The organism is Streptomyces sp. NPDC054866 (assembly GCF_053610745.1).
In genome coordinates this window covers 1,397,341-1,409,422 of sequence record NZ_JBSGZA010000002.1, presented here as the reverse complement: position 1 = coordinate 1,409,422, position 12,082 = coordinate 1,397,341, and the positions used below count along the sequence as shown (strand labels likewise).

10 protein-coding genes and 1 other RNA gene are annotated in these 12,082 nt (G+C 70.4%); 10 read left to right on the top strand and 1 reads right to left on the bottom strand.

Annotation, left to right across the window (positions count from 1 at the left end; all coding sequences use genetic code 11):
• Positions 1-103 precede the first annotated feature (103 nt).
• The 6 genes from ACWGI2_RS15055 to dacB all read left to right on the top strand — a co-directional run bounded on the left by ACWGI2_RS15055 (position 104) and on the right by dacB (position 5,269).
• Positions 104-1,285, top strand: a complete 1,182-nt coding sequence (locus ACWGI2_RS15055; protein WP_453695637.1) for a S41 family peptidase — start codon at positions 104-106, stop codon at positions 1,283-1,285.
• An 18-nt stretch (positions 1,286-1,303) separates the two neighbouring features.
• On the top strand, positions 1,304-1,825 hold the full coding sequence (smpB, locus tag ACWGI2_RS15050; protein WP_453395819.1) for an SsrA-binding protein SmpB: 522 nt from the start codon (positions 1,304-1,306) through the stop codon (positions 1,823-1,825).
• Between the two features lie 130 nt (positions 1,826-1,955).
• Positions 1,956-2,344, top strand: a transfer-messenger RNA (tmRNA) gene (gene ssrA, locus ACWGI2_RS15045).
• Positions 2,345-2,525: 181 nt separating this feature from the next.
• Complete coding sequence (locus tag ACWGI2_RS15040) at positions 2,526-2,798, top strand: hypothetical protein (protein WP_453395818.1); 273 nt, start codon at positions 2,526-2,528, stop codon at positions 2,796-2,798.
• A complete protein-coding gene (locus tag ACWGI2_RS15035) occupies positions 2,795-3,586 on the top strand; it encodes a collagen-like protein (protein WP_453695635.1) in 792 nt (263 codons plus the stop codon). Before ACWGI2_RS15040 ends, ACWGI2_RS15035 begins: the two co-directional genes overlap by 4 nt.
• Positions 3,587-3,676: 90 nt before the next feature.
• Positions 3,677-5,269, top strand: coding sequence for a D-alanyl-D-alanine carboxypeptidase/D-alanyl-D-alanine endopeptidase (dacB, locus tag ACWGI2_RS15030; protein WP_453395816.1), 1,593 nt, complete (start codon positions 3,677-3,679; stop codon positions 5,267-5,269).
• Here the strand turns inward: dacB and ACWGI2_RS15025 are convergent.
• Positions 5,193-6,455, bottom strand: coding sequence for an MFS transporter (locus tag ACWGI2_RS15025; protein ID WP_453695634.1), 1,263 nt, complete (start codon positions 6,453-6,455; stop codon positions 5,193-5,195). The genes dacB and ACWGI2_RS15025 overlap by 77 nt on opposite strands.
• Before the next feature lie 83 nt (positions 6,456-6,538).
• On the opposite strand from ACWGI2_RS15025, the gene ACWGI2_RS15020 reads away from it, so the two are divergent.
• From ACWGI2_RS15020 to ACWGI2_RS15005, 4 genes are all read left to right on the top strand, one after another.
• Entirely contained in the window at positions 6,539-7,552 is a 1,014-nt protein-coding gene (locus ACWGI2_RS15020; RefSeq protein WP_453695632.1) for a LysR family transcriptional regulator, read from the top strand.
• A 341-nt stretch (positions 7,553-7,893) separates the two neighbouring features.
• Positions 7,894-8,487 carry a hypothetical protein gene (locus ACWGI2_RS15015; protein WP_453395813.1) on the top strand — a complete coding sequence of 198 codons (594 nt, stop codon included), beginning with the start codon at positions 7,894-7,896 and terminating at the stop codon, positions 8,485-8,487.
• Complete coding sequence (locus ACWGI2_RS15010; RefSeq protein ID WP_453695630.1) at positions 8,484-10,784, top strand: glycosyltransferase; 2,301 nt, start codon at positions 8,484-8,486, stop codon at positions 10,782-10,784. Before ACWGI2_RS15015 ends, ACWGI2_RS15010 begins: the two co-directional genes overlap by 4 nt.
• Positions 10,781-12,073: an acyltransferase family protein gene (locus ACWGI2_RS15005; protein ID WP_453695629.1), complete on the top strand. Its 1,293-nt coding sequence runs from the start codon at positions 10,781-10,783 to the stop codon at positions 12,071-12,073. The genes ACWGI2_RS15010 and ACWGI2_RS15005 overlap by 4 nt, the downstream gene beginning before the upstream one ends.
• Positions 12,074-12,082: the final 9 nt, after the last annotated feature.

Genomic DNA, 12,082 nt, shown 5'->3' with positions numbered 1-12,082 from the left:
GCCTCGTGAAGCGGGGCGCGTGCCGCGAGGTGTGAGGTATGTCCGGGGCGCTGTACGGTTCAACCGACCGTGCGGCGCCCTTCGTTGTCCTAGACTCACCGGCATGTCAGGCCCCGACCCGTTCTGTGATCGGCTCTCGCAGCCCCGCCGTATCCGCCGCGGGGCCGCCCTGACATTGGTGTTCGCGAGTGTGCTCGCCACCGGTGCGGCGACCGGGTCCTGGAGCGAGGCGTCCGGTGAAGGCCGGAAGTCGCCTGCGCCGTCCACCCGTTCCGTCGCCTCGTCCGGTGACACCGCCGACGAAGCCGCCGATGCCGCCGCCGAGGCGATGGCCGACGGCAAGTCCGGCAAGAAGGCCGCGGAGGACGCCGTCAGCCGCAGTGGTGACCGCTGGGGATCGGTGTACTCCCCTGGGGAGTACCGGGAGTTCGAGCAGGCCCTCGACGGCGCGTACACCGGTGTCGGCCTCTGGGCCAGGCGCGCGGACGACGGGCGCATCGAGGTCTCGCGGGTCCAGCGCGGCGGCCCCGCCGACCAGGCCGGCATCCGCGAGGGCGATCAGCTCAGGCGCATCGACGGCAAGCGCGTGGCGGGACTTCCCGTCACGGAGGTCGTGTCCCTGCTGCGCGGTGCCCGCGCCGGCTCCCCGGTCGAGCTCGGCCTGGAGCGCGGCACGCGCGCGTGGAGCGAGACGCTGCACAGGGCCCGCCTCTCCACGGACTCCGTCACGGTCACGCAGCTCGCGGGCGGCGCCGTCATGATCAAGGTCGAGGCCTTCACCAAGGGCGCGGGCGAGCGCGTGCGGTCCGCGGTGCGGGACGCTCCCAAGGGCGCCGGGATTCTCCTCGACCTGCGCGGTAACTCCGGGGGCCTGGTGTCGGAGGCGGTCACCGCGGCTTCGGGGCTCGTCGACGGGGGCCTGGTGGCTACGTACGACGTACGTGGCCGGCAGAAGGCCCTGCACGCTGAACGGGGCGGTGACACCACCAGACCCGTGGTCGCGCTGGTCGACGGCGGCACGATGAGCGCGGCCGAGCTGCTCACCGGCGCCCTTCAGGACCGTGGCCGCGCGGTCGTGGTGGGCTCGAAGACCTTCGGCAAGGGCTCGGTCCAGATGCCGAGCCGGCTGCCCGACGGCTCGGTCGCCGAGCTGACGGTCGGGCACTACCGCACTCCTTCGGGGCAGGCGGTCGACGGCCGGGGCATCACCCCGGACCTGGAGGTCGAGGACGGGGCCGAGACGCGGGCCGAGACAGTATTGACTGGCCTCGGACCCCCCTCGTAGTGCGAAAATGGCCGCACTATGGCGAAGGAAAAGGTAAAGCGCAAGGCAGCTAAGGCCGCCGAGAAGGCCCCCAGCAAGAAGATCGTCGCGCAGAACAAGAAGGCGCGGCACGACTACCACATCCTGGACACGTACGAGTGCGGCCTCGTCCTGATGGGCACCGAGGTCAAGTCGCTGCGGATGGGCAGGGCCTCCCTGGTGGACGGCTTCGTGCACATCGACAACGGCGAGGCGTGGCTGCACAACATCCACGTACCGGAGTACGTGCAGGGGACCTGGACCAACCACTCCGCCACGCGGAAGCGCAAGCTCCTGCTGCACCGGGCGGAGATCGACAAGCTGGAGTCCAAGTCGCAGGAGACGGGTCACACGATCGTGCCCCTGGCCCTGTACTTCAAGGACAGCCGGGTCAAGGTCGAGATCGCCCTTGCCAAGGGCAAGAAGGAGTACGACAAGCGCCAGACGCTCAAGGAGAAGCAGGACCTGCGCGAGACGAACCGCGCGATCGAGGCGGCCAAGCGGCGCCAGCGCAGCGCCTAGCCCGCGGGTCCCCGCGGCCCCCGTCGAGTCCCTGGCGGGCCTCGCGGGAATTGGCTGGCCCCGTCGGGCGTTGGTCACGTACGATGGGCACTGCCCCGCACAGCCGGGGCGGCTATTGAAAAAACAACATGGGGATGATCGGTTTCGACAGCGGATGTCGAAGCAGGGGAAGCGAGCCGAGGAAGCGGCAATGATCTCGTAAACCATATGTCGCAACCAATAATCGCCAATAACAAGAGCGATTCCCAGTCCTTCGCCCTCGCTGCCTAATAAGCAGTGAGTGAAGGACCCTAAATGGGTGTCAGCCCGGGAGTGTTCCCGACCCGGATCCTGGCATAATCTAGGGAACTAAACCATCGAGCCCGGTCACGGGGTTCGATGGGAAATCAAACAGTGACTGGGCCCGTCGGAGACTTGTTCGCGAGATCTCCGGGGCCGAGAAAATCGAAGCGAACTGCGCTCGGAGAAGCCCTCCTTTTGCACCGTTGGACGCGGGTTCGATTCCCGCCATCTCCACAATTCCCATGTGAGGTTAAAGCCCTCTGGCCGGTGGCCAGGGGGCTTTTCCCGTGTGCGGGGCACGGAACGTCCGGGCACATCCTCTGGGCATGTGACTCGTTACTGCAACCGAGTGCAGGTTCCCGAACGGCCGGGCGGCACGGAAGTCCGGCCGAGTACGCAAGGTGCAGGAGGCAGTCGCTTGGATGCCACCATCACTCTCTTAGGCTCCCTTTTCGCCAGCCTCGGGGTTCTGGGCGCGGCAGTGGTGGCCTATCTCGGCAAGCGCGGCGAGAACGCGCTCATGGGCTACTCCAGCCTCACGGAGAAGCTGCAGACCGAGCGTGACCGGCTGGAGCGACAGGTCGCCGAACGCGACACGAAACTCGCTGAGTTGAACGCCCTCCACGCGCACGATCAGAGCGAGATCGCCCGGCTGCTCATCGACAACCACAGGCTCGGAGGCACTCCGTGATCCAGCTCGAGCGACTCCTGGCCCGCCGTTGGCGCACCGTGTTCCTCGTCTGTGTGCTGGTCGCGCTCTGCGGTGTCGCGGCGCTGCTCTGGGCCCGCATCGACGCAGGTGACCGCCGTGCCGACCGGCTCGCCGCCGAGGCGGACCGGCGCGGCGAGGCCGTGTCCACTCTGGCCCGCGACGTACGGACCCTGCGCGCGCAGGTCCGCTCCCACGGCGACACCCCGGCGGCGCCGGACCCCGCCGACGCCGTAGAGGATCTCCTGTCCCGGGTACGCGTACGGGTGCCCGGTTCGCCCGGCGCCACCGGCTCACAGGGCGAGAAGGGGACGCCGGGGCAGGGCGGTCGGCAGGGGGACCAGGGTGAGTCGGGAGAGGCCGGTGAACCGGGCCAGGCCGGGGCGGAGGGCGCGGACGGCGCGGACGGCGCGAACGGCGAGCGGGGCCTGGAAGGACCGGCAGGGGCGGCGGGCCCCCCGGGCTCAAACGGCGCTGACGGAGCCGACGGAGCTGACGGCACCAACGGCTCCGACGGCGCGGGCGGAGCTTCCGGCCCCGAAGGCCCCGCGGGCCCCGCAGGTCCGCGCGGCGAGCGTGGCCCCCAGGGAGAGGCGGGCGACGCCGGCCCCAACTGCCCCGACGGCTACAGCCTCCAGCAGCCACCGGGCGACCCCGACGCCCTGATCTGCCGCCGAACCAGCACAACCCCAACAGACCCGGCCCCCGCAGTCCTACTCCTGGCCACGCTGCTACCTCGCCGCCGCTGGACGCTGGAGGAGCCGGGCTGAGGGTGGGCAACCCCGCTCCTCCCGCCCCCGCCATACGTGGCCGGAGTGGGGGCTGTCGTGGAGGGGCGTAGTCGGGGATGCTGCTGGGTCATGAGTAGACCCGTGAGACGCGTCAACGCCCGTATGCGCCACTGGATCTGGCCCGCCGTGCTCGGCGTCGCCGCTGCCACCCTTTCCGTCAGTTCGCCCGCCGGGGCCGACTCCGAACGAAGCGGCCTGCCCGAAGCCATCGACACCATCCTCGGCGATCCCCGGATGGAGGGCGGCGCGGCGAGCGTCGTCGTCGCCGATGCCGCGTCCGGTGACGTGCTCTACCAACACCTGCCCAGCGGGCGCCTGATGCCCGCGTCCAACACCAAGCTGCTCACCTCCGCCGCGGCCATGGAGCAGCTCGGGCCCGACCACCGCTTCACCACCGATGTGCTCAGCGACGGCAAGCGGCACGGTTCCACCCTCTCCGGTGATCTGTATCTACGCGGCACCGGTGATCCGACCACCCTCGTCGGGGATTACGAGCGGCTCGCCGCGAAGATCGCCGACTCGGGCGTCCGGCGGGTCTCTGGGCGCCTCGTCGCTGACGACACCCGGTTCGACGACAAGCGCATCGGCGACACCTGGGCCGGCGACGACGAATTCGCGTACTACGCCGCCCAGATCTCCCCGCTGAGCGTCGCCCCGGACACCGACTACGACACCGGGACCGTCATCGTCGAGGCCTCGCCCGGTGCGAAGGCCGGGGACAGGCCGAAGGTGACGGTGACCCCGAAGACGGACTACGTGGACGTCGACAACAGTGCGAAGACCGTCCCCGCGGGCGGCGAGGACACGCTCACCATCGAGCGCGAGCACGGGACGAACACCATCACGGTCACCGGGACCGTACCCGTGGGAGGTGGTGCCACCAAGGAGTGGATCACCGTCTGGGAGCCGACCGGATACGCGGCCGCCATCTTCCGGGACGCGCTGAAAGCGCACGGGGTGCGCGTGAGCGGGCCCACCAAGGCCGGGATCGCCACCCCCAAGGGCGCGCGGCAGCTCGCGTCTCACGACTCCATGCCGTTGAAGGAGCTGATGATCCCCTTCATGAAGCTCTCCAACAACATGCACGCGGAGAACCTCACGAAGACCATGGGGTACGAGGCGACAGGGCGGCCCGGAAGCTGGCGGGACGGACTCGCCGCCATCAGTGGCTACTTGAAGACGGCCGGTGTCGATCCCGGCAGGCTCCGCCACGTCGACGGCTCCGGGCTCTCGCGCAAGAACAACGCCCCCGCCGACCAGCTGATCAAGCTGCTGCTCTCGGCGAAGGGCGAGCCCTGGTACGCCGACTGGTACAAGTCCCTTCCGGTGGCCTGCGACCCGGACAAGCTCGTCGGCGGCACCCTGCGTTCGCGGATGTGCGGAACTCCGGCGGCCCTCAACGTACGGGCGAAGACAGGGTCGTTGACCGGGGCGTCCGCTCTTTCGGGGTACGTGAAGGACGCGGGCGGGCGTGAGCTGGTGTTCAGCATCATCCTGAACAACTACCTGCCCTCTTCGGTGAAGGCCCTGGAGGACGCGATCGTCGTGACGCTCGCCAAGTCGACCGAGGACAAGGCCGTGTTGGTCAGGCCGCGCTCGGAGCGTGGGGCCGAGACGGGCGGGGACCTGGAGTGCTCGTGGCGCAAGCCTGCGCGATGCTGAGCAGCAGCGCGCAGCACGCGGCGGCGACCGGAACCGCGTAGCCCTGGGCGGCGCCGACGTGCTCCACCACCCAGCCGCCGCCCGCGGCGCCGCAGGCGATGCCCCCGAGGAGGCCGGTGACGGCGAGGGTCATGCCCTCGTTCAACCGGCCCTCGGGGGTGCGCTGTTGGATCAGGGACATGCCGGTGACCATCGTCGGTGCCGTCGCCATTCCGGCGACAAGGAGAGCCCCGGCGAGCACAAGGAGTGAGCCGGTGAGCGTGGCGGCCAGGAGCGGCAGCGTCATCAGGGCCGCCATCGCCACGGCGCACAGGACGTGGCGGCGGTGCGTCGGCCCGCTCGGCTCGACCGTCCCGTAGAGGAGGCCCGCCGCGCAGGAGCCCGCGGCCTGGAGCGCGAGGATCGCGCCCGCGGCGGCCTTGTGGCCCTGCGCGTCGGCGAAGGCGATCGTCACGACCTCCATCGAGCCGAAGACGGCGCCGGTGGCGAGGAACGCGGCGAGCAGGACGGGCATCCCGCGCGCGTGGAGGGGCGACTTCTCCTTGACCGTCGTACGTCCACGGGGAGGCGGTTCCGTCCCGCGCTGGGCGGCGAAGAGCAGCACGCCGGTCAGGAGGAGCACGACTCCGATGAGGGTGCCCGCCTCCGGGAAGAGCGCCCCGCACAGGAAGGCCGCGAGGACGGGGCCGAGCATGAAGCACAGCTCGTCCGCGGCCTGTTCGAAGGAGTTGGCGATGTGCACGGCCCGGTCGTCGTCCTTCAGGAGGTGGGCCCAGCGGGCCCGGGACATGCCGCCGGTGTTGGGGGTGGTGGCCGTCGCGGCGTATGCGGCGAACAGGGTCCAGTCGGGCGCTCCGTAGTGCACGCAGAGCAGCAGCGCGAGCGAGCCGAGCGCGGCGACAGCGGTGGCGGGGACGGCGATCCGCGCCTGGCCGTACCGGTCGACGAGGCGCGCCGTCCACGGGGCCACGACGGCGGTCGCGGCGAGACCCGTCGCGGTGACGGCGCCGGCGAGCGCGTACGAGTCGCGGGCCCCGGCGATCATGATGACGGCGCTCACGCTGAACATGCCCATGGGGAGGCGGGCGATGAGGTTGCCGATGGTGAAGGCGGTGGCTCCGGGTATCAGGAAGAGGCGGGCGTAAGGGTTGCGGCGGCGGGGCGCACGGGGTTCGGCGGGCGGCATGCGATCACCCTCACCGGAGCTGCGGTGTGGGGTCCAACACCTTCTGGAGCCCGACTCACGCACTTCTGTTGTAAGTTCCCCGAGTGACAGCAGAGCCACGGGTACCACCCCACGCACCCCGGGACCTGGAGCCCCGCCTCCTGCGCGCCTTCTTGGCCGTCTCCGAAGAGCTGCACTTCACGCGGGCCGCCGCCAGGCTGTACGTCGCCCAGCAGGCGCTCAGCCGTGATGTGCGGCGCCTGGAGCGGGAGTTGGGGGCCGAGCTGTTCGTGCGGACGACACGGCAGGTCACGCTGACCGCCGAGGGGGAGCGGCTGCTGCCGTACGCGCGGCGGGTCATCGAGGCACAGGACGACCTGACCGCCGCCTTCGCGCGCGGCACCGGAAGCGGCCGTGCGGCACGCCCGCTACTCGTGGACCTGAACAGCCCGGGGCTCACCTGCGGGCGCGTCCTGGAGCGGGCCCGCGAAATCGCCCCGGACTGCGAGCTGATGGCCCGCTTCGAGAGCGGGCTCACCGGGGCCGCGGCCGAGATCCTTGCCGGACGGCTCGACGTCTCCTTCGGGCGTTACGCCGGGCTCGAACCGGCGCTGCGGGCCCGGCTCGCCCAGCAGCCCGTGCGATACGAGCCGATGGCGGTGCTGCTGCCGCTCGGCCACCCCCTGGCCGAGCTCGACGCGGTGCCGCTCGGCGCGCTCGCGGGGGAGAGCGTGTACGCGGGGGCGGGAAACCCCCGGACGCTGGAGTGGACCGACCTGGCGCATCGCCTTTTCGAGGGACGCGGGATCGAGGTGGCGGCGCCCGCGCCCCTCGCCGTGGGCCCCGAGGAGTTCGGGCGGATCATGGCCAAGAATCGGACCCCCGTCCTCACCGCGGTGGACTTTCCGGCCATGCCCGAGTCGGTCCTGCGGCCCCTGATCGACCCCGTACCGCTCTCACCTGTGTCGTTGGTGTGGAGAAAGGGGCTCGCGCACCCGGGGGTCGACGCTCTGCGCACGGCCGCGGCCGAGCTCGCCGCCGCGGAGGGGTGGCTGCGGAGGCCCGAAGACGGGTGGGTTCCGGCCACAGATGCACTCATCATGATGAGCCTGGACTGACGGATTAGTACGACTGTCACCGCCGTGCGCTACATTCATGGTCCGGGCGCGGTGTGATAGGGGGGCGCTCGGACCGGGTGGGGGCCCGGTCCGAAGGCAAGTTGCCCGGAGTCGTGCGCGCCCGAGTCAGGTTATGTGGGGGGTTGTGCGTACGCATGGATAATTGGCGAGAAGATGCCCTACCGGAACACACCCATGATCCGAACGAGGTCACCGTTCAGATCGACGGGGTGGGGCGACAGCTGGCGGATCTGTCCGCCGAGAGTGACCAAGACGCGCCTGACGGGCCGGTTTTCGTCGATGAGACGGGCCGCCGCAGCCGGAGGTACCGCCGGATAGGCGTGATCGTCGGCATAGCCTGCGCCGTCTACGCGGTGATCATCGTGAGCACCCTGCTCTCGGGCAACTCGAACGCGCCCTGGCTGCCGATCGACCCCAAGGACGAGAAGCCGGCGAGCAAGGTGGACACACCGAACCGCCCGGCCGACTCCCTCGACCCCACGGCCTCACCCGGCGCGACCCCGTCGCCCGGAGCGTCGGAGAGCGGCAGCACCGCTCCCGCGACCGGCGACGACGGCAAGCCCGACCCCTCGAAGACGGACGACGGCAAGATCGAGCCCGGCGATTCGCCCGACCCCGACCCCACGGGCGACGGCAGGCCCGACCCCGACCCCACGGACGACGGCGGGAACCCCGACCCGACCGACGACCCCACGAAGCCGGACCCGGACCCGGAGCCGACCGACGACCCCACCACGCCGGACCCGGACCCCTCGACCGAGACCCCCGGCGACGCGGGCGGCGCGGGCGGAGGCGGCGAAGTCTCCGCAGTGCAACCCGTCGCCGCCCCCCAGTCCCCGCAGAGCGCCCAGGCGATCGGTCATCTGTCCCCGCGAGGCGCCGGCAAGCAGCCCTCGGAGGGCGCACAGCAATGAACTCCCGCACCAACAGGGGCCGGTCAGCCGGCTCCCGGAACAGCCACGCCCAGCCGCGGAACAGCCACGCCCAGCCCCGGAACACTCGCCCCCAGACCCGCGGCGGCGGTGGCGGTGGCGGCGGCCGACGCCGCGCGCAGCCCGCCCGCGGCGCCAAGCGGCGCAGAATCCCCCTGCGCTATCTCCTGCCCCTGCTGCTCCTGGTCGCCCTGATGGCGATGCTCATGCTGCGCGGCTACACCCACAGCGAGATCCTCGCCGACCACCGCGTGCAGCCGCCCGCGGCCACCGACAAGGTCCCGAAGAAGGTCCTCGAAGACGGCGGCCCGGTCATCGACACCCGCGGCGGCCACGAGGACACGCTGAGCGTCCCCCACCACCGCCTCGTGCTGACCTTCGACGACGGCCCTGACCCGGAGTGGACCCCCAAGGTCCTCGACGTACTGAAGAAGCACGAGGCGCACGGCGTCTTCTTCGTCACCGGCACCATGGCATCGCGCTACCCCGACCTGGTCGAGCGCATGGTGGACGAGGGCCACGAGGTCGGCCTGCACACGTTCAACCACCCCGACCTCTCGTACCAGTCCAAGAGCCGCATCGACTGGGAGCTCTCGCAGAACCAGCTCGCCCTCGCGGGCGCCGCGGGCGTCCGCACCTCCCTCTTCCGCCCGCCGTACTCCTCGTTCTCCGACGCCATGGACAACAAGTCCTGGCCGGTGACGAAGTACATAGGCAGCCGCGGCTATCTCACCGTCGTCAACAACACCGACAGCGAGGACTGGAAGCGCCCCGGCGTCGACGAGATCATCCGCCGCGCCACCCCCAAGGGCGGCAAGGGCGCCATCGTCCTGATGCACGACTCCGGAGGCGACCGCTCCCAGACGGTGGCCGCGCTCGACACGTTCCTGCCCGATCTGCAGGACAAGGGCTACCGGTTCACCAACCTCACCGAGGCCCTGGACGCCCCCAGCGCGCACGCGCCGGTCACCGGCCTCGACCTGTGGAAGGGCAAGGCCTGGGTCTTCCTGGTCGGCGCTTCGGAGAAGATCACCGGCGTACTCGTCGTCGCCCTCGCGGTGATCGGCTTCCTGGTCATGGCCCGCTTCGGCCTGATGCTGCTGCTCTCCGCGGTGCACGCGCGCAAGGTGCGCAAGAAGGGCTTCCGCTGGGGCCCCGACATCACCGAACCGGTATCGGTCCTCGTTCCCGCCTACAACGAAGCCAAGTGCATCGAGGCCACGGTCCGTTCGCTCATGACGAGCGACCACCCCATCGAGATCATCGTCATCGACGACGGTTCGTCGGACGGCACCGCACTGATCGTCGAGGGGCTTCGCCTGCCGAACGTACGCGTCGTACGCCAGCAGAACGCGGGCAAACCGGCCGCCCTCAACAGGGGCATAGCCAACGCCCGTTACGACCTCATCGTCATGATGGACGGCGACACCGTCTTCGAACAGTCCACCGTGCGCGAGCTCGTGCAGCCCTTCGGCGACCCGCGCGTGGGCGCCGTCGCGGGCAACGCGAAGGTCGGCAACAGGGACTCCCTGATCGGTGCCTGGCAGCACATCGAGTACGTGATGGGCTTCAACCTCGACCGCCGGATGTACGACATGCTCGGCTGCATGCCGACCATCCCCGGCGCCGTGGGAGCCTTCCGGCGTTCGGCGCTCGAACGGGTCGGCGGCATGAGCGACGACACGCTCGCCGAGGACACCGACATCACGATGGCGATGCACCGCGACGGCTGGCGGGTCGTGTACGCCGAGAAGGCGCGCGCGTGGACCGAGGCACCGGAGACGGTGCAGCAGCTGTGGTCGCAGCGCTACCGCTGGTCGTACGGCACGATGCAGGCGATCTGGAAGCACCGCCGCTCGGTGATCGAGTCGGGCCCTTCGGGCCGCTTCGGCCGGGTCGGCATGCCGCTGGTGTCGCTGTTCATGGTCCTGGCACCGCTGCTCGCGCCGTTGATCGACGTGTTCTTGCTGTACGGACTGGTCTTCGGCCCCACCCAGAAGACGATCATCGCGTGGCTCGGCGTGCTCGCCGTCCAGGCGGTGTGCGCGGCGTACGCCTTCCGGCTCGACCGCGAGCGCATGACCCATCTGATCTCGCTGCCCCTCCAGCAGATCCTCTACCGGCAGCTGATGTACGTCGTGCTGCTGCAGTCCTGGATCACCGCCCTGACCGGAGGGCGCCTTCGCTGGCAGAAGCTCCGGCGCACGGGCGTCCTTGGAACTCCGCCCTCGATCCCGCAGCAGCGGACGGGCAGCCCTGACCGGAGGCCCGTCGCATGACCTACCCCACGCAGCCGATGCCCCAGGTGCCGGCGCACTCCGCCGACCCCTGGGCTTCTGCGGCCCCGGCGCCTCCGGCGGCCCCGGCGGCTCCTGCTGTTGCCCCCAAGAAGCCGGGCCGCGACCGCTACTTCGACGTACTGCGCTCCCTCGCCCTGGTCCGCGTCGTCATCTACCACCTGTTCGGCTGGGCCTGGCTGACGATCCTGTTCCCGTCCATGGGCGTGATGTTCGCGCTGGCGGGCGCGCTGATGGCGCGCTCGCTGAAGCGCCCCGCGTGGGGCGTGATCAGGGGCCGAATACGCCGACTGCTGCCGCCCATGTGGGCGTTCAGCGCGGTGGCACTCTTCCTCCTGTTCTACGGCGGCTGGAACGTCACCAAGGACCCGGACCACGGCGACACCTGGGGCCTGGTGTCGATGCTCAACTACGTGTTCCCGATAGGCGCCCCGCCCTTCCCCTGGCACATCGGGGACAAGGCGGGCCTCCTGGAGGACACCTGGCCGGCCCAGGCGGCGGGCCCGCTCTGGTACATCCGCGCGTACCTGTGGTTCGTGATCGCCTCGCCGTTGCTGCTGTGGGCGTTCCGCCGGGTCCCGTGGGCGACGCTCTTCGCGCCCCTCGCCCTGACCGGGGTGCTCGCCACGGAGGTCGTCAAGATCCCCGGCGAGACGGGCAACGCGGTCTCGGACTTCGCGGTGTACGGCAGCTGCTGGGTCCTCGGCATGGCCCACCAGGAGGGCGTACTGGCCCGCGTACCGCGCTACGTGGCGGTGTCGGTCTCGGCCCTGATCATGGCCTTCGGCCTGTGGTGGGCGTCGGGTCATCTGGGCCCGGACGGCTGGGACCTGAACGACATCCCCCTCGCCCAGGCGGCGTGGTCCTTCGGCTTCGTGGTCATCCTCTTCCAGTACTCACCTTCCTGGCAGGAACTGCCGGGCCGCCTGAAGCGCTGGGACAAGCTCGTCACCCTCTCCAACAACCGAGCGGTGACGATCTACCTCTGGCACAACCTGCTGATCATGGCCACGGTGCCGATCATCGACATGGCGTACGACCTGCCGTTCATGGAGGACGAGCGTTGGAGCTCGGCGCTGGACTCGACGTACATGCTGTGGATGACGGTCCTGGTCTGGCCGCTGATCGGTCTGATGGTGATGGCCGTGGGCTGGCTGGAGGACATCGCCGCGAAGCGGAGTCCGAGGCTGTGGCCGAACGGGTCGAAGCCTGAAAAGGCCAGGCGGGCACGGGCACGGGCTGCGGCGAGGGGCGGGGCGCACCGGGGCTGAGGCTTCTCG

Coding starts and splice junctions, on each gene's coding strand:
- ACWGI2_RS15055 (WP_453695637.1), top strand. CDS start 104: ATGTCAGGCCCCGACCCGTTCTGTGATCGGCTCTCGCAGCCCCGCCGT.
- smpB (WP_453395819.1), top strand. CDS start 1,304: ATGGCGAAGGAAAAGGTAAAGCGCAAGGCAGCTAAGGCCGCCGAGAAG.
- dacB (WP_453395816.1), top strand. CDS start 3,677: ATGAGTAGACCCGTGAGACGCGTCAACGCCCGTATGCGCCACTGGATC.
- ACWGI2_RS15025 (WP_453695634.1), bottom strand. CDS start 6,455: ATGCCGCCCGCCGAACCCCGTGCGCCCCGCCGCCGCAACCCTTACGCC.
- ACWGI2_RS15010 (WP_453695630.1), top strand. CDS start 8,484: ATGAACTCCCGCACCAACAGGGGCCGGTCAGCCGGCTCCCGGAACAGC.
- ACWGI2_RS15005 (WP_453695629.1), top strand. CDS start 10,781: ATGACCTACCCCACGCAGCCGATGCCCCAGGTGCCGGCGCACTCCGCC.